Origin of the sequence: Pseudomonas sp. Sample_21 (assembly GCF_004307525.1) — a bacterium.
GTDB classification, from domain to species: Bacteria; Pseudomonadota; Gammaproteobacteria; order Pseudomonadales; family Pseudomonadaceae; genus Aquipseudomonas; species Aquipseudomonas atacamensis.
On sequence record NZ_RCNZ01000127.1, the window covers coordinates 21,408 to 37,596 of the forward strand.

At 57.4% G+C, this 16,189-nt stretch carries 21 protein-coding genes; 6 read left to right on the top strand and 15 right to left on the bottom strand.

The features are described 5' to 3' along the window. Positions 1 to 20: 20 nt before the first annotated feature. Genes D8U71_RS24740 through D8U71_RS24755 form a run of 4 tightly spaced genes read right to left on the bottom strand, consistent with a single transcriptional unit; the run spans position 21 to position 4,703 of the window. The gene (locus D8U71_RS24740) at positions 21 to 1,055 is read right to left on the bottom strand and encodes a late control protein D (protein WP_130888908.1); all 1,035 of its coding nucleotides are present in this window, start codon (positions 1,053 to 1,055) and stop codon (positions 21 to 23) included. After that, positions 1,043 to 1,249 carry a tail protein X gene (locus tag D8U71_RS24745; RefSeq protein ID WP_130888909.1) on the bottom strand — a complete coding sequence of 69 codons (207 nt, stop codon included), beginning with the start codon at positions 1,247 to 1,249 and terminating at the stop codon, positions 1,043 to 1,045. The genes D8U71_RS24740 and D8U71_RS24745 overlap by 13 nt, the downstream gene beginning before the upstream one ends. Beyond that, the gene (locus D8U71_RS24750; protein ID WP_130888910.1) at positions 1,249 to 2,127 is read right to left on the bottom strand and encodes a phage tail protein; all 879 of its coding nucleotides are present in this window, start codon (positions 2,125 to 2,127) and stop codon (positions 1,249 to 1,251) included. The genes D8U71_RS24745 and D8U71_RS24750 overlap by 1 nt, the downstream gene beginning before the upstream one ends. After that, positions 2,127 to 4,703: a phage tail tape measure protein gene (locus tag D8U71_RS24755; protein WP_130888911.1), complete on the bottom strand. Its 2,577-nt coding sequence runs from the start codon at positions 4,701 to 4,703 to the stop codon at positions 2,127 to 2,129. Before D8U71_RS24755 ends, D8U71_RS24750 begins: the two co-directional genes overlap by 1 nt. Positions 4,704 to 4,721: 18 nt before the next feature. Here D8U71_RS24755 and D8U71_RS24760 point away from each other — a divergent pair, with 18 nt between their 5' ends. Next, the gene (locus tag D8U71_RS24760) at positions 4,722 to 4,982 is read left to right on the top strand and encodes a hypothetical protein (RefSeq protein WP_130888912.1); all 261 of its coding nucleotides are present in this window, start codon (positions 4,722 to 4,724) and stop codon (positions 4,980 to 4,982) included. A gap of 59 nt (positions 4,983 to 5,041) precedes the next feature. Here D8U71_RS24760 and D8U71_RS24765 read toward each other — a convergent pair whose 3' ends face one another. Next, positions 5,042 to 5,356, bottom strand: coding sequence for a phage tail assembly protein (locus D8U71_RS24765; protein ID WP_130888913.1), 315 nt, complete (start codon positions 5,354 to 5,356; stop codon positions 5,042 to 5,044). A gap of 162 nt (positions 5,357 to 5,518) precedes the next feature. Between D8U71_RS24765 and D8U71_RS24770 the strand changes: the two genes are divergently transcribed. Then, the gene (locus D8U71_RS24770; RefSeq protein ID WP_130888914.1) at positions 5,519 to 5,812 is read left to right on the top strand and encodes a hypothetical protein; all 294 of its coding nucleotides are present in this window, start codon (positions 5,519 to 5,521) and stop codon (positions 5,810 to 5,812) included. A 48-nt stretch (positions 5,813 to 5,860) separates the two neighbouring features. On the opposite strand, the gene D8U71_RS24775 is transcribed toward D8U71_RS24770, so the two are convergent. Together D8U71_RS24775 and D8U71_RS24780 are read right to left on the bottom strand one after the other, a co-directional pair. Further along, on the bottom strand, positions 5,861 to 6,220 hold the full coding sequence (locus D8U71_RS24775) for a DUF6124 family protein (protein WP_122746585.1): 360 nt from the start codon (positions 6,218 to 6,220) through the stop codon (positions 5,861 to 5,863). 120 nt (positions 6,221 to 6,340) lie between these two features. Continuing rightward, entirely contained in the window at positions 6,341 to 6,706 is a 366-nt protein-coding gene (locus D8U71_RS24780; RefSeq protein ID WP_122692007.1) for a hypothetical protein, read from the bottom strand. Positions 6,707 to 7,491: 785 nt separating this feature from the next. On the opposite strand from D8U71_RS24780, the gene D8U71_RS24790 reads away from it, so the two are divergent. Together D8U71_RS24790 and D8U71_RS24795 are read left to right on the top strand one after the other, a co-directional pair. Continuing rightward, positions 7,492 to 7,689: a hypothetical protein gene (locus tag D8U71_RS24790; protein WP_130888916.1), complete on the top strand. Its 198-nt coding sequence runs from the start codon at positions 7,492 to 7,494 to the stop codon at positions 7,687 to 7,689. Between the two features lie 390 nt (positions 7,690 to 8,079). Continuing rightward, entirely contained in the window at positions 8,080 to 8,607 is a 528-nt protein-coding gene (locus D8U71_RS24795) for a hypothetical protein (protein ID WP_241664256.1), read from the top strand. Between the two features lie 19 nt (positions 8,608 to 8,626). Here the strand turns inward: D8U71_RS24795 and D8U71_RS24800 are convergent, their stop codons facing one another. After that, entirely contained in the window at positions 8,627 to 9,208 is a 582-nt protein-coding gene (locus D8U71_RS24800) for a hypothetical protein (RefSeq protein WP_130888917.1), read from the bottom strand. A gap of 923 nt (positions 9,209 to 10,131) precedes the next feature. On the opposite strand from D8U71_RS24800, the gene D8U71_RS24805 reads away from it, so the two are divergent. Both D8U71_RS24805 and D8U71_RS24810 read left to right on the top strand, forming a co-directional pair. Then, positions 10,132 to 10,857: an HNH endonuclease gene (locus D8U71_RS24805; RefSeq protein ID WP_130888918.1), complete on the top strand. Its 726-nt coding sequence runs from the start codon at positions 10,132 to 10,134 to the stop codon at positions 10,855 to 10,857. Positions 10,858 to 10,914: 57 nt separating this feature from the next. Then, the gene (locus tag D8U71_RS24810; RefSeq protein WP_130888919.1) at positions 10,915 to 11,418 is read left to right on the top strand and encodes a hypothetical protein; all 504 of its coding nucleotides are present in this window, start codon (positions 10,915 to 10,917) and stop codon (positions 11,416 to 11,418) included. A 346-nt stretch (positions 11,419 to 11,764) separates the two neighbouring features. Here the strand turns inward: D8U71_RS24810 and D8U71_RS24815 are convergent, their stop codons facing one another. The 7 genes from D8U71_RS24815 to D8U71_RS24845 are packed head-to-tail and all read right to left on the bottom strand — an operon-like array spanning position 11,765 to position 16,189. Next, positions 11,765 to 12,289, bottom strand: coding sequence for a phage major tail tube protein (locus D8U71_RS24815; RefSeq protein ID WP_130888920.1), 525 nt, complete (start codon positions 12,287 to 12,289; stop codon positions 11,765 to 11,767). Next, a complete protein-coding gene (locus tag D8U71_RS24820; protein ID WP_130888921.1) occupies positions 12,290 to 13,714 on the bottom strand; it encodes a phage tail sheath subtilisin-like domain-containing protein in 1,425 nt (474 codons plus the stop codon). A 5-nt stretch (positions 13,715 to 13,719) separates the two neighbouring features. Beyond that, positions 13,720 to 13,950 (bottom strand): hypothetical protein, encoded by a 231-nt coding sequence (locus D8U71_RS24825; protein WP_130888922.1) that lies wholly within the window; start codon positions 13,948 to 13,950, stop codon positions 13,720 to 13,722. Next, positions 13,947 to 14,393 carry a Gp37 family protein gene (locus tag D8U71_RS24830; RefSeq protein ID WP_130888923.1) on the bottom strand — a complete coding sequence of 149 codons (447 nt, stop codon included), beginning with the start codon at positions 14,391 to 14,393 and terminating at the stop codon, positions 13,947 to 13,949. The genes D8U71_RS24825 and D8U71_RS24830 overlap by 4 nt, the downstream gene beginning before the upstream one ends. Continuing rightward, entirely contained in the window at positions 14,390 to 14,824 is a 435-nt protein-coding gene (locus D8U71_RS24835; RefSeq protein WP_130888924.1) for a DUF1320 domain-containing protein, read from the bottom strand. The genes D8U71_RS24830 and D8U71_RS24835 overlap by 4 nt, the downstream gene beginning before the upstream one ends. Before the next feature lie 3 nt (positions 14,825 to 14,827). Next, positions 14,828 to 15,808 carry a major capsid protein gene (locus tag D8U71_RS24840; protein WP_122692019.1) on the bottom strand — a complete coding sequence of 327 codons (981 nt, stop codon included), beginning with the start codon at positions 15,806 to 15,808 and terminating at the stop codon, positions 14,828 to 14,830. A 12-nt stretch (positions 15,809 to 15,820) separates the two neighbouring features. After that, the gene (locus tag D8U71_RS24845; RefSeq protein WP_130888925.1) at positions 15,821 to 16,189 is read right to left on the bottom strand and encodes a head decoration protein; all 369 of its coding nucleotides are present in this window, start codon (positions 16,187 to 16,189) and stop codon (positions 15,821 to 15,823) included.

Below are 16,189 nucleotides of genomic sequence, written 5' to 3' on the forward strand. Positions count from 1 at the left end.
GCTCTGCCTTCAGTGAGTGGTTAATGGTGTGAGATGCGGGCGACCTGTTGGGTCGTGGTGTAGCCGGATTGGCGGGTGATGCGGTGGGTGGATGAGGTGATGAGGTAGCGGCCGTTGAGTTGGCCGGTGGTGAGGAGCCGGATGACGTTGCCGCTGGTGAGGTGCGGTTGGCCCTGGGTGGTCCATTGGCCGGTGGTGCGTTGGCGGTTGGCTTGGGCGAGTTCGGCTTTCGCTTTGGCCTGGGCCTGTTCGGTGGAATTGCTGCGCTGTCGGCTTTTGTGGGTGTCGGCACTGGTGGTGGTTTGGCTGGCGCTGCTGGGGGCGGCGACGGTTTGGTTGTTGACCAGCGTGTAAGTGATGAGCTGTTTCTTGGCCGGGTCTTTATGTTTGATTTCGATGGCCTTGGGCACCGTTTTGATTTGGTCGCGCAGGTTGATATTGGCCAGGTCTGTAAGGCGATGCGTGGCGACGGGCGCGGCCTGCGCCAATCGTTGAATGGCGTGGAAGACCAGTTGCCGGCCGGTGATTTTGAAGGCGTAGTCGTAGGTTGCGGCGAGGTTGCGCAGGAACGTCAGGTCGGTGTCTTGCTGGGTCAGGCGGTCGAGTGGAATGGGCTCGATGTGGCCGACCAGAGTTAGGCCTTGGCGAGTGGCGACCTGTTGAGCGATGGCGGCCAGGGTGAGGTCTTCGTAGGCGCGGTGTTCGACGGTGCGCAACGGGCCGTTGATACCGGTGGCCAAGGCATGAATGGTGATGGTCGAGGGTGGGCCGTTGAGTTCGACCTCGTCAATTTCCAGCCGGCCGAGGGTCCGCAATGCTGCACCTTGCCAGCCGATCGCCAAGGTCAGCGTATCGCCGTGGCCAGGGTACCAGGCATCGCGCCAGCGGCCTTGAGTGTCTTCGAGTTCGACCTCCAGACTGTCGGCGCTGCCGGTCAGGTGGTCGGTGTAGGTCAGTGACAGCAAATGCTCGCTCACATCGCGGGTGATGTTGCGCTGCTGGTAAGTCAGCACAAAGCGCGCCTGCAAAACGTGTTGCGGGTTTAGCGCATCCATGGCGGGACGTCCTGGGCGGTGGGCAATGCATTAAGTAGCGGAATGGCCAAGGTCAGGCCCGAGGGCAACGTAGCGCTCAGCGGGACGTTGGGGTTGGCTTCGACGATTGGAAAGTAGCGGTGAGCGTCGCCGTAATAACGCCAGGCCAACTGATCCCAGCGCTCGCCTTCGGTCGTCAGGTGCAGAATGAACATCAACGCCTCCGGGTCAGGATGTCGGCGGCCAGCCCGGCCAAGCGATCGCTGGCGCCGTCCAGTACCGTGACAGCTTGGTCAAGAGCTTCATGTGAAGCGCCAAAGCGATTAACGATGCTGGCAAGGTCGACGGGATTCAGGCAATCGCGGGCACCCATGACACTGCCCAGCACGTCTTCGCCCAACCGGGACAGGTCAGCGCCGTCACGCAGCAACCCGGCAGCGCTGGCGAGACCTTGCAGCGGCTCGATGGCTTGCGCAGTGACGCCAAGCAACTGCGGGACCTGAGCGAGAATGTCCTCGGGGTCGCCGTCCTCGGCCCACTGATAGAGGATCTGAGCTTGGTGCAACACATTGCCGGCGGTTTTGGCGTAGCGAATGACGTTCTGTGCCGTACTAGGTGCCGCCGCTTGGCGCGAGATGACGCCGGGTGAATCCATGGCCGGCGCCGTTTCGCGGGCCGTGGGATCGAGCAAACCGGGCGTATGAGCCTTGCGAATAAACGCGCCGGTGTACTCGCGCAGGCTGATCTGCAACGTGGCGGCCAGCAACTGCCCAGTGGCCGAAGTGCGGCGGATGACGTTGCTCAAATGGGTGATGACGTACGGGCCCAGGTATTCACCGCTGCCCATCACCCACGCCAACGGCTGGTGTTGAGTTTTGGCCAGACGCAGCGCGCGCAAGCGCTGCTCCGGTTCGCCCAATAGCGGGTGCAACTCGAGCGTCAGTTGGCACTCATCGAGCCCTTCGCCGACCCACTCCAGCAACGGTTTGCCCTGCATACGCGGGTGCTCGGCCCAGTCGGCGGCGCCGCTGTGTTCAATGGCACTGACGCCGCCGGCCACGGTGAATTCGATGTCGCCGAGAAGGGCAAACATCAGAATCCACCCTGGGCTGACGGCCCGTAGCTACGACGGCGAGCATCGTGAAGGTAGCGCTCCATCATGCGCGTCCACTCACCGTACGCGGCTTGCAGCCCTTGGTTGATAGCTTCAGCCCCGGCGCCAGCGGGCACGTTGATCTGCGGCGAAAAATGGAAGGTCATGCTGGTCGCCGCGCTGGTGGCCGAAGCGCTGTCGCCGCCCATGCGGCTGGCCCTGGACACCTGCTGAAGGTCCGGCGGCGCCATGTCGACGCGGCTCTGCTCGGCCATGCCCAGCGCGGCCTGCTTGACCAACCCCGCATGGGCAGCAATGCCCAGCGCCGCGCCTTGGCTGATGTTGGCGCCGTAACCGATGAACACGCGGCTGGGCGACTCGATGCCCAGGGTTTCAGTGAACCAGCCTTTGATGGCCGAGCCGATGCCGACCACGCTGTCTTTCACCGCGCCGAGACTGTTACGCAGGCCATCGACCAACCCGCTGACAAGCATGCCACCGAACTCCGTGAACGTGCCCGGCAGTTCGACGCCCAAGTAATTCATCACCCCGGCAAACGCACGGTAGATCAAACCCAACGGCGAGAAGTTGACCAGCAGCGCCAAAATGCCCATCAGCCCGCCGTTAAAACCGGTTTTGACCTCCGCCCACAACCCGGTGAAAAACGCTTTGATCGGCTGCCAGTGTCGATAGATCAAATACGCCGCCATCGCGATCCCGGTGATCAACAGACCGATAGGGTTCATCATCAAGGCTCGGCCCAGCCAGAGAACGGCTTGGCCTGCCAGCTTCAGGCCAAACAGCAACGTACCGCCCAACACCTTGCCCAACAACAAGGCACCGTGCGCCATCAGCTTGAGCGGGCTGGCCAGCGCCATGAGCAGGCCGCGCGTGAATAGCCCGGCGTACCTTCCCACCGCCAGCAGGCCCGTACCCAGTCGCTTGAGCCCCGACATCAACGGCGCAAATCTGCCCATCTGCCACGCACTGCGCAGCAAGGTAAAACGCGCCGATAGCGCCGTCACCGTCGTGGACATGGCCACCAACGGCGCGACGACCAGATTGGCGCCGTACGCCAGGCCGATAAATGCCAACTTGCCGAGCAGCAGACCGCCGACCAAACCGACGACACCTTTGATCAACGCCGGGTGCTCACCGGCCCATGCCGAAAACCCCCGCATCAGCGGCACCAGCGCTTGGCTGATCTCGACGATCGCTGGCAGCAACGCGTTGCCGACAGAAATACCGATGTCGGCCAGGTTGATGCGCAGCGCTTTCAATTGCTCCTTGGTACTGCCCATCCGTTTGATCCAGTCGTCATCAAGCACGCCTTGGTCGGCGGCGTTGCGGCTGCCTTGCTCGATGCCGGCCATGTCGTGCTGATTGGCCAGCGCCGGGCGGATGAACGACAAGACCTGCTGGTCGGCAAACAGCTCACCTAACTTGTAGGCCTGATCCAAGCGCGCCAGCGCCGTTTGCCGCTCCTGCTGATCGTTGATGGCCAGCGCCTTGCCGTACTGCGCGGCGGCGTCGGGGGCGTCTTTGCCCAAATGCTGGGTGAGGATGCTGAGCATGGCTTGCGCTGGCGACAAACCTTCGCTGACCAGATTGTGCAGGCTGCCTTTGAGGTCGATGCCGGCCTTCTCGAACGCCTTGAGGGTGTCGGGTGATGTCAGCTTGGAGAGAAAGTTTTTGAAGTTGTTGGCGGCTTCGTCATTGCTGCCGGCACCGCGACGGGCGATCTGCAGTGATGCGCCGATCTGCGCCACGGCGCGCTCGCCGGTGATGCCGAGGGCGGCGAACTGCGGCGTTAATTGCGGCAGCCACTTGGCCATGTCGGCCAGCTCGAATTGCCCGCTTTTACCGGCAAAGGCCAACATGTTCATCGAGCGCTCAAAGCCTGCCGCGCCGATGTTCAGGTTGTCGTTCAGGGCGATGGCCACCGCGCCGAGGTGCTCCATGCTGGCACGTGTTGCGGTGGCGGTTTTGGCCAGGACTGGCGCGTAGTCCGTGAGCGCCTGGAGGTTGTCGATGCCGCCGGCGACCAACACAGCGGTACCGTTGGCGACGTCGGTTTGGGTCTGATTCCAGGCCAGCGCGGCGCCGCGCATGGCCATGCTCAAGCGTTGCTCTTGCGCCGGGTCGAAACCGCCGCCAATGGCGATGTCACGGGTCTGGTCCTGAAAATTAATGGCGGTTTTTATCGACTGCACAATGGGCGCGCCCAACGCCGCGCCGGTGCCAATCGTCTCCATGGCTTGGCCGCGCAACTGGCTGCGCTGGTTTCTGAGCGCATGACAGCGCGCCAAACTGGCGTTGAGCTGCTGTTGTTTTAGATGCAATTGATCAAGGGTATGGCCGACCGCGTCGTACTGGCGACGCAACTGGCCGATGCCGGCGCCGCCACGGGCCAATGACGCCGCCAACTCGTGGCCCAGCTGTTGCTGCTTGAGCGTGAGCCCATCGACGGCGCGGCCCAAGTGGCGCACGGTGGATTGCGCCGACCCAAACGCAGCGTTGAGGCTGCCGGAGACGACGGCGCCGATTTTTAGACCGATGAGGACTTCGTTGGCCATCGTTGCTACGCTTTGGTCATGTTTGAAAAAACCGCGTTCCGCACTGCCCACACCCTCTATGCACTGGCCATTGGCGCCGGTGTGATCGGCCTTGCCTGGGTGTGCCTGGTGCATTTGCCGTGGTGGGCGGCGATGGCGGCGTTCTGTGTGGGCTTGCCCTTGCTGGCCATGGTCGCCGCCCCCTTGGCGGCGGGCGGTGCGCTGGTGGCGGGCGTGGCAGTCGGTTTGCTGGCAGTGGTCAGCGGCGCGCTGGCTCGGCGTGTTCGAGCCGGCGATTGATCTCGCGCTGACAGACCTCGACCCATCGCCAGTACTCGACCATGTCGAGCCGTTCGATCTCAGACGGCGGCAACCTCAGCACCAGCAGCAGCGCTTCGTCCCAGGACTGGAGCAAGGTTTCGGCCGGCTGCCATTTCCCGCAACACCTCGGTGGCGAGCGTTGAGTCGGCAATGTCGAACTCACCCAGATCTTCAAGGGTGATGCCCAACAGCTTGGCGACCAGCAGGTCTTCCATGGCGCCTTCGTCTTTGGTCACCACTTGCGCGGCGCTGATGTCTTTGCGCTTGAGGCGTCTGATAGGCAGTGCCGACAGGAGCTCGCCGCTGGCGCTGGTGAAGGGGAATTTGAGGGTGAAGGTGTGGGTGTCGGTCATCGTCATGGCTCCGGGTTCAATACGGGTCTATCCGTGAAGACGTGATGATGAAGCGGTTTTATGTGACTGCCTTTTAATCCGATTTAAAGAGCCCGTGATGAGCGGAAAATTGACTATGATCACCCAGCCAAGGCGCAACTCTGCGCCCAAAAGGAGAAGGCAGTGAGCGTTGATAACAAAGCAGAATTTAATGTGCTGGTGGGTAAGATTCTAAGGATGTTGGTAGATGCGTGCCCTGCGCAAGTCAGACTGAATGCTGGAGTCTTCGGTCTCGAATCTGGCTCGTATGCCAGCGGCTTTTACGAACCATCATCACAGGAGCAATTTCTAACCGAGACGCTGCAATGGTTAGTCGCCGAGGGTTATATCCGAGTTGAGTCCAACAGCGATTATTACGTTGCGACGTTCCAAACCTTAAAACTTTACGGCTCCGTTCCTAACGCGCTCACCAACTAAGGAAAGCAGTCAGTCGCCAGACTGACTGCTTTTGCGTTCGCATTGGCTCTAGGACGTGGGCACAACGTTATCCAACGCTTTGTTCACGGCCAACTCCCCCAACATCACTACCTGCGCAATGCCCAACAAAGTATTGCGCCGTGAGCCTTCCAGCATCCCGGCGAAATCACCGAGCATCACCGTGGCCGAGGCCAGGGATTCGCAAGCGTTGACCAGCAAGGATTCGGTGTCGGATTCCGGGTTGACCATAAACAACGTGTTGGGACTGTAGGGCGTAGCGTTGATCTTGGCCGGCGCGAGGTAATGGTCGAGCGCGCGCTCGGCGGCGTCGTGCAGCTTTTTTGAATGGAAGGATTCATAAGGCGATACCGATTCGGTGACCGGCGGATGGGACGGTGTCTGTGACATCAGCTGAAACTCCGATGAGAGCCGCTTGAGCGTCTGGATAAGAGGATGCCGCGCCACGGCTGTGGCGCGTCCGCTGGCAGTAAGGGGAGCACGCCCCCTCATGCCTCGGTTGCCGGCTGGCTAGTTCGACACGCGTCGGCTGTCGAGCACGCGATTGACGATCAGCTCACTCAACATGATCACCTGCTGCAACATCAGCAGTGATCGACGCTGTGGGTGATCAATCACGCCGCCGATTTCACGGGCCATGTCATTAGCCGCTGCCAGCGATTCACAGGCTTCGACGAGCAACGTTTCCTCATCCACCGTGGGATCGATGAGAAAGATCCTGCCCGGCTGGCGCTTGGGAATGGTGGTCTTGAGCGTCTGAGGGTCGAGGTAAAAGTTGATGGCGCGAGCGGCCGCATCTTTTATCCGCTGAGGTTCGAGCGCGGGGTCGTACGGAATTGAATCGTCTGCTGGCGGGTTTGGCGTTACTTTGAACATTGATGACACCTGTTTTTGAGAGACTGAGGGAGCCATCACTTTCGCTACCAAACGAAGGGTGATGGCCACGCGCAGGTTGGTAGACCGGTCAAAACAGTAAAACCCGGCGCCCACGGAGGAGCCCCACGCATGGCCACCATAAGGTCCAGTCTCAAAAAGAGACCGCAATCAAGGTGACGCCATACGACTGTTATGAAGACGGGCTACCAAACCCGATCACTTTTCAGTGACAGGGAAACGATAAAGCCGACTCCATAGCCGCACAAGCCGGCGGATTCTGAAGTACCCGTAGGCAGCGGCGCAAGGCGTTGTAGGTTTTTTGGAGTAACAGTTGGTGTAATTTAAACGTGATTGCCAAATCGCGTTTATGCCCTGCAGCGCCTGACTCATCTCATCTTTTTAGGATGTAGCAGATTCCAGATCTTGCGGCTGTCGCGTCGCGTTGTTGCAGGGGCGTATGAACGCAGGAAATGAGCAAAAAAGTTCGCCGTTCGGCCAAGAAAACGGGAGCTGAATGTCCGCGGGGGCCTTGATGAGTTGGCCGTTTGATGACCGATTATGAAAGGCGGCAGCTGCGCGCAGGTTAGTAGGCCGGCAGGAATTAGGGAGACCGGCGCGCCCGAAAGCGCCCTGCGCACAGCCACCAAACACGGAAGTGACCGTAAAGAGACGACTGCAAACCGACGATCAAACCTCGGACCTGCTCAATCCAGAGGCTTTCACACCAGCCCGCAATCGCCATAAAGGTCAGGCAGGGACAACCTGTTCAATCAGGAGGTTGAATCTTGACGCTACAGGTCGCCCTGCCTGGTCACATGGGCGGTGACAGGACATACGATACCGGTGAGCTGACAGATGCGCTGCCGGGGGATTCGGCCTTTTCTGTAGGCAATTGCACCGCAGACAGAAGCCTTGTGACGTTGCGCAGCAACACCAGGGAATATGGCGCACAAGCAAAGCCGAAACTGCTTACCAAGTTTTAAGGTTGGCCTTCGCAATCTTGGCAGTTAATGTGACCTACACAATGGGCGCCCGCCACCCGAACAGGGACGTCCGGCGCTTCACCGGGAATTATTATAAGCAAGACAAAGGAATTTCTCAGATGGAAGAAGAAATCACCCTTAAGCATGATGGGGTCACTTACACCGCTAGCTACACTGTGCTTGGGGATACGTTGACGGTCTACTTACCGAATGGTGAAGCGCGGTCGACAGAGTTGAGGGGCTTACCGGTTGAGTCGGCTGCGATGGTGCATCTGAAAAGTTATGCATGCTCACTTACGTCTAAAATCAGCTGACTAGTTTCAAATCATCGAAGAGCAATAACTTTTCCAAAGTCATGCATCGGTGTATCAAGCAGGCTATTTTGGAGCCATGGATTATGAAGGGGCCGCTTTGAATAAAACTCTAACGCCTGATGACACTCCGCCTTCGACCGCTAATGCAAAAGAGGAAATTCTCGAGGTTCTGCGAGATGCAAAGATACTCGCACGACGCTTTTACCAGCTTACCGGCAAGCCGTTAGGGATCACTGGTGAAGTTGCTGAATATGAAGCAGCGACGAAACTAGGTCTGACCTTGCATTGCGCCAGACAGGCCGGTTATGACGCAACTGAAATTCAAGGTGAACATTTAAGCAGAATCCAAATTAAAGGACGCTGCATCGCCGACCCAGCGAGGCTTGCCGGTAGGTTGGGCTCCATCGATTTGATGAAGCCTTTCGACGCGGTCTTGTTAGTACTCCTTGATTCTGAATTCAATGCCTATGCGATGTATCAAGCTGATCGTGACGTGGTAGTTTCTGCACTGATGAAGCCTGGATCTGTAGCGAGGAACGTGCGAGGCGCACTAGCCCTTAGACAATTTATTAGCATCAGTGCGCTACGATGGCATCGAGAGTAGTGGTTTTGGACACTGGAACTCACTGTGGGCCTAAGCTTAGCCCGCCCTTAGGATTTGCGGAGATTGGGTCACACATAAACGGGTAAGGGCGAATTATGTGCTGGCCATTGATATCTACATATTCAATGAGCAAGCGGCAATTATCGGCAAATCCGTAAATTTCTTTGAGCGGTATACTTCGCTGGTGCTCGACCGGCTTTGGAATAATATACCCAGTGGCTAAACCTCTGTAAGTATGACTTGGTTCCAACAGCTTGCCATCCAAATCGCTTTTCATAAGGTAGCTTGCTGAGTAACCTTCAGTTGTCTGGCCCTCGATTTTTACATTAGATAGAGTTGCAGCGCGGGAGCCCTCATTTGTAACCATAAACGCGACTTCACGGTTACTACCGTCAATGATCACGGACTGAATGATGGCAGTCTTTGGATCTGTAATCTTTTTTATGACCTCGGAAGAAAATATTGATGCAACCGTGAGGATCATGGTGAGCATAATCAAGGGGATTTTGATGAGGCGGCGCCAACCCTGCAGCACGGTGCAATGATGGCATCGCGTAGCGTTGATTTTTATCGATTCTTTGCACTCATCACATTGCTTCATTCAATTCACTTTACGGGGTAATGATGTTGGTTTTTAAAGCTTGGGTATTATTAAGTCTGCGGCATAGACCCTATCCACCAGGGCGTTTCTTCGTAATCGACCGTGCAACCATGGAGATGAAGCTGAAGCGGGGCAAAAAAAAACACCCGCTAGGGTGTTTTTTTCATATTGGCGGGGGAGTCTGCTCTTACCTATCTAACTATGCAGCGAACATTCCATCCTCTCTCAGCGGTTCTGCCGTCTTAACCCCCAGAGACTTGACGCCATTGCACTTGCACTTCAGGCTTACCTTCGTTTTCATATTCATTTTTTGCTCCTTTTCGTGGATGAACCTTGAATCGAGAACTCAATCTTCAAAACAGAGAAGATCAGGATGAAAACTAGCAGACCGCCTGAGAGGTCTCCGAATGCCCCACCTGCAAGCAGTAGAGCTGGTAAATCGTTGGATGGCCATAGGCTACCAGACTTTTTGGGAAATGCCAATAGCACTTTAAGCTATGGCTTCTCGATCGATACGACTTGCCTTTAGTGAAAAGTTTTCAGATGATGAGCTTGTAGCTCCCCATCCAAACATGAAAAGCGCCGAGGAATGCTTCGCTGAAGTTTGCCCAATAGCACTTGCATTGCGGAGTTGGATTCTCGCTCCTCTATTTGTTCAGGGCGAAATAAAGCTGGCGATCATAGCTCTGTATTGGCTTTACGATTCACATCCTAGACTGATGGTGGACGCCGCTTGTCGTTGAAAAAGATCTCGCTAACGATCGCAGCGAGACGTACTTGAGTTTGCATTGTGATTTATTTGGGGGCTTTTTAAAAAAACTTCAGCTAATAGTAATAATGTCTGATAGGTTTGGGGCTGCATTAATACAGCCTTTACATCAAAAGTCTCTCGCAATCATTAGCGAGTTTTATGAGAGGTTGTAATGGCGTTCTCGGCAAAAACTGCAAATATCATAGCTTATCGTTCAGGCTATATATGCAATAATCCGTTGTGCAATGTGCTTACAATTGGTCCTGCTGTAGCTGACCCTTTACTAAGTCTGAAAAAAGGTGAGGCCGCACATATTTTAGGCGAAAAAGAAGGCGCGCCGAGACATGAGGCAATTGGAGATGCGTTGCTTAATAGCGCAGAAAATGGCCTATGGCTTTGCGTTGGCTGTCACACACTCATAGATAAAAATAACGGCGTAGATTATAAAAAAGAAACTTTAATTGAATGGAAGGAGGCTCATGAAGAGCTTATTTCTGTGCTCCTTAGAACTCATCAGAGCCCTCTGCCGTTGGTGCGGCGCTTTAGTTCCAACTCAAAAATTGCTCAAGATATAGTAGATACTTTATCGCATCGAGGAGTGATGTTTCAATCGTATTCTGCAGAAAATCCAACCCATGTTATTGAGTCAATAAATCAGATCAAGTTGCGCCTAAGTAGGTGTTTACGACAGATTGATTTAGACAAAAACCTTAGAGATCTATGCGAGGATCTCATAAGTGAATGTCGTCGATTGCTAAATGATAACTCCAAAGATCATCTGGGCTTATTTTCCTATGTCGATGTCATTAGAATACGAGCCGGCAGAACTCTATATCGTTTAAAAAATGAATACGGCTGTGAAATTACTGGGCCTATAGCATCTATTGTTAGGCAGTAGCTTTTTAGAGCAACTAGATTCATTCCTTCCCGCTTGCTGACTTTGAGAGTTTTTGCCATGTCAATTTTTGTTAAAGCCATGCATCGTGATCGTTATCAAGAGGGCCTCATCCATAACACAAATAGCTATAACTATTCTAGATCCGCAGGCGTGACTAATAGGGAAGATAGTCGCCTCTTCGATCTAATAATATCAATATCTGAATCAACTGGTACAGGCTTTGGTTTGTTGGTTTCTTTCGCCATCAAGTCTCACCGGAAATTGTTGTCTGAATTGACTATAGACTTAATCCAGATAGGAAAGCCATTAGACCTTCTTCTGGCTGAAGAGTTAAAGCCGTCAGGAAAAATGGTAGAAGCGTCACAGCTGAAAAATTTAATGGATTTAGCTTCGCGCGCGGATCTTCAGGCTCCAAATGGTAAGATTTCCTGTCGTTTTTGGGAGCATCTTTATGAAGCTGTACGTTGCAGGGACTTTCAGGATAAGCCCAAACGACTCAAATCTTTTTTTGTGTTCAGGGATTTAGAACAGCATATTGGTACAGGACTAAGCACGAACTAGGTGAAGTCATATGTCAAGTTAAGATCTTGCAGTCTCGTGTCGAATTCGAAGCGGATATGACAATATTGGACTCGGTAGATGAAACATATAATTATGCCCAAGCGTGGCCAGAAATCACTCGATACTGGCGTCAGGAGCTGAGTGAAAACCCTAGAATAGAAGTTTTGATCCAGGGACGGTTTAAAATTCTTGCGATGTGCAACTGACGAGTAACATTCGTGGTTTTCAGCAAGTATACGATGTTAGGGGGGGCGGTGCAGTTTTACCGCCCAAGAGGGAAAAGAGTTGAGGTGCGATCCCAAGCCGAGTGCTTTTTTACCCATAAGAATATATGAGTTTTTAGCTCCTATAATTGCCCCACGTTTTTTCGATATCTGCTCAACTGATCCTCCCCACCCACCCGAAAAATATTCGCCAAATAATCCAGCAACACCACCTCTTCACCATTGATCATCTGCCGCACGTACGTCGCTGAAAACGGCGTCTCGTACTTGGTCGGATCCCGCGGCTTATGCGTGCCCAACTGGTACTCCTTCCCGGTGATGGTCATGGTCGTCACCAGCGGCACTTCGTTCACCAGCCCGCCGTTATTGAACACCTGCACGTTCGAGCGACACTGCAACTGCACGCTCTTGAACGGCGTGACGAGTTTTCGCGCCGCTTCGATGTAGAGGCTGTTCCAGGTGATCTTGCCTTCCAGCTTGTCGATGCCATCGGGCAGTTCGATCAACCCGACCATGCCCAACCCCTGAAAGTCGCTCATGACGGTTTTGATCGTGCCTAGGTCGATCTCTTCGCATTTGCCGAAGAAGCTGGCGCCGTCCAGGTAGAGGTTGGCATTGGAGATGCGGTGTGCGCTAAAGCCTGCCATTTACAGAGCCCCCAGGTTGACGAGGTAGTCGCCGGTGATTTCGGTTTCGAAGGTGCCGCGTTCGAACGGTGGCGGCACGCTGAGTTTGTAGTTGAACAATGCGTGCCCCTGCGCCAGTTGGGTGCTGAGGTTGCGCGCCGGGTCGTACCAGCATTCGCCGCCGAGCAAGGCGCCGTCGCCGATGAGTTTGCGCAGGAACAGGTTGACGCTTTCGGTGACGCTGGTGATCAGCGCGGTGGTGATCGGCTGGTCGACGAATTGCAACGCGCTGTAGCGGATGGATTCGTCGACGACGTCTTTGGTGCGGCGTACGTTTTCGAAGTTGCGCAGGTGGGTGACGCTGGGCCATGCGGCCGTGCGATTGCCCCACAGGCGCAGGCCGGTGCCGAAGGCGTTGAAGACGGTGGTGATACCGTTTTCGTTGAGCAAGTTGACTTCGCTGTTGGGGTCGTCGATGCGCGCGGTCAGTGGCCGCTCCAAACCGATGACGCCGAGCAGCGGCTGGTTGGAGCTGCTCCACCAATAGCCCAGATCATGGTCGACTTTGGCGCGCAGGCCGGCGGCGCGGATGGATAACGGCTGCAATCGTTCGCCGTTGCTGGGCGCGTCGTAGACCCTGACGTGCGGGTAGCACAGGCGCACGCGGTCACTGCTGGTGTTGAAGTTGATATGGCCGGCCGGCCCGCGCCCGGCGAGCACTTGCTGGACGGTGGCGCCGATCGGTGCATCGACGTAAGCGACGCCGCCGACCTGACCGGCCGCAACGGCCAGGGCAGCCGTGACCGCGCCCAAGGTGCTGAAGCCCGGTGCGATGAAGATTTTCGGGAAGAAGCCCAACTGGTTGTAGCTGTCTTGAAAGGCGCTGAGTCCCGTGCGCCGCCCCGCTGGGTTGAGGGCGCCGATAATGTCGGCCGGGGTGACTTTGCCCGGGTCGGTGTAGCTGTATTCGGCGTTGATGTGGGCATCGAGCGGGATGCTGCCGGTGGGCAGACGTGTGACCTGGCCGCTGTGCAGCGACACGGTGTAATCAATGCCAACCTGGTAGGTTGCTGCGCCATCGACGGGGGTGAGTTTCAGGCTTTGCAGGTCGCCATGTTGCAGTTGCAGCGTGTTGTTGTCGGCGAACGGTTTGAGCGATTCGGTGACGGTGCTGTAGTGAATGGCCGGGTTGAGCACGTTGACGACCAGCACGGTGCCGGCGCCAAAGTCATAGATGCCCTGCAAAGCTTCGGGGATGCTGTAGCCGGCCGTGTGCGGGCCGAACTGGGCGGCGTGGGTGTCGTTCAGGCACAGGGTCAAATCGTTGATAGGCCCGGCGGGCGCTGTACCGACCAAGGCGATGACGGCCGATTTGACGACGCGTATGGGGCGCGGGCCGCGTTCGACTTCGGTGGTTTCAATGCCGTGCAGGTAGTTGGCGGGCATGGGCGTCAGTCCTTGGCGAGGGATAGCGGCTTGGGCGTCTTGCCGGCCGGTCTGGATGGGGTGGGCAATGGTTGCAGGTGTTTGAGTGCCAACAGTACGCGGGTGTAGTCGTGGGCAGCGGGCAGCTCGACCGGTTGGCCGGGGTGCAGTTGCACGTCCAGCGTTTCACGGTGTTCATTCAGGCGCAGGGTCACGCTGCTGGGCGGCCCGGTGTAGAGGTAGCGGGACAGGTTCATGGGCAGCCCTCGTAGGCTTGCAGTTGGGCGGCGCGGGTGGCGTAGTCCTGGGCGTATTGCCAGACGCCGTTGCTGTGGCCGATGAAATGCTCGGCCAGCGGACGGCAGGCCTGGTCGGCGTGTGGCGGGCACCACCCGGTAAGGCTGGCGCGCAGGCGGTCGAGGTAGCTGATCACGCCATCGGCGCCGTTGAGCTGACGAAAGATCAACGTCAGGCGCAGCACCAGCTGACGCGCCTGGAAGACCGCACCCGTGCTCTCGCTGTGGCCGAACGTGGATTTGCCGTAGGCCAGCAACACGGCGCCGCGTGGGTGGTTGAGGCGGTAGAGCTGCGGATTTTCAGGGAAACGCTCGACCAGCAGCTGGGCGCCGAAGTCGGCTTGTAAGCGATCGAGCATGGCGTCCATCAGTTGTTCGGTTTGGCTGTTGGTTGATGCGCTCATCGGTAACCCGCCCAGAGCTGTGCGCTGAAGTGCGGCGGACGTGCGCGCACGCGGATCTCACCGGGCTCCGGCACGGCGTGCCCCGTCGGCAGGCCGAGGGTGACGACGCCGTCGCGGATGCTCTCGAGCAATTTGAGGGTGTCTTTGCGGGCACTGATAACGGCGTCGGGCAAGGCACCTTCGGGGCGGCGCTGGTAGAGCCAGTGGCGGGCCAAATAAATGACCGCATCGCGCAATACGGTGGGCACCGGATCGAGTGGCAGGTGGTAGCGGCCACGCAGGTAACCGTCGACCAGTTCTTCGGCCTGGCGGACGCTGCTGGCGATAACCTGTTCGTCGGGCTGGCGCGCGCCCGGGTCGTCGTTGGACAGCTGCGTCAGGGTCATCAACGGAATGGCGTTGCCGAGGTCTTCGCGGGTGCAATAGCGCATGGCTCAACCCGCCTTCAATTCGACCAGTGCTTCGGGGAACAAGCACAGGGCCAGCGGGTTGGCCTGGGCTTCGAGGTCCCAGCCTTTGCCCATCTTGCGCGGCTCGGCCTTGCTGTAGAACGGCTGGCCGAGGGTGTTGACGGTTTCGTTGTAGTTGGCGGGCGCGTTGAACAGACGGAAGACACCGCGCGCTACCGGAAAGACCTGGGCGACGTCGGCCGGGATAAAGCGCTGACCGCTGACGGTGACGTCGTATTCGATGAACTCAATGCCGCCGAAGGTGAAGCCCGAGCGCAGGTCGCCACCGAGCCGGTCTTGCGCTTCTTGATAGTGGGCGAAGGCTTCTTTGACTTTGGCGTGGTCGGTGAAGGCGTCGAACCAGTCCGGCCCGCAGAATGAGCGGAAGCCAGTAACCATGACGCCGCCGAGTTTGGATTCGGCGTGACGCTTGGCGTCGAGGCAGGCTTTGCGCACGTTGGTGCCGGCGCTGCTGAGGGCGACGGTGACGCTCTTTTGCTCGACGGCAAATTCATCGAACAGGTCGAACAGCACCGAGCCATCGGCGTCGAGCAGTTTGCCGCGCAGTGCGCCGACGCGCTGAAATTCACGGGTGGTTTCGATGCTGTTTTTGAGGTCTTGCAGGTGGTCGTTGATGACGGTGGCCATGGGTGCCGTGGCGCTCTCCTGACCGAAGGCGGCGATGCCCTGCAATTGGCTGGGCAGCAGCGGCCGGCTGATGGGCAGGTGCAGGGTTTCGAAGGTGCGGCGCTTGCGTTTGTTGCCTTTGACCGGCGCGGGATCGTCGTTGCGTGAGGTGTTGGGCACCAGGACCAAACGGCCTTCGCGCTCGTCGATGATGACGCTGGTGCTGGTGACACCTTTTTCGTCGAACAGGCCCATGGCGCCGACCTTGCCGGGAATGGCCGGGAGTTTGTTAACGGCGGCGGTCAGGTTGGCGACGGTGAAGAGGTCTTGCAGATTCATGGGGTGGCTCCGTTAAAGGGTGACGCGGGCGACGATGCCCAGGGCGTTGAGGTCGTCGAGGGCGGCGGTTTGTTGTGGCTCGGTGATGCCGGCCGGCCAGACCAGTTCTGCCCGCGCCACGACAGCACCCCGGGCGATGACCACGGCAGGCGCATCGCCGGCGCTCGCGTCGACGCGTTCGGCCAAGACAGCCACGGCTTTTTTCGCCGGCCCCGCACCGCTGGGGTCAAGGACCTGGTACTTGTAGGCAACCTTGGCGAGCACTTGGCCCAGGGCGTAATCACTGCCGCCCAGCAGCGTGACGCGGTCTTTGCTCCACCCGGGGCTGACTTGCACCAGCAGCAAGTCGCCGAGGTCTTTGGGCTGGTTGAAAGTGGCCAT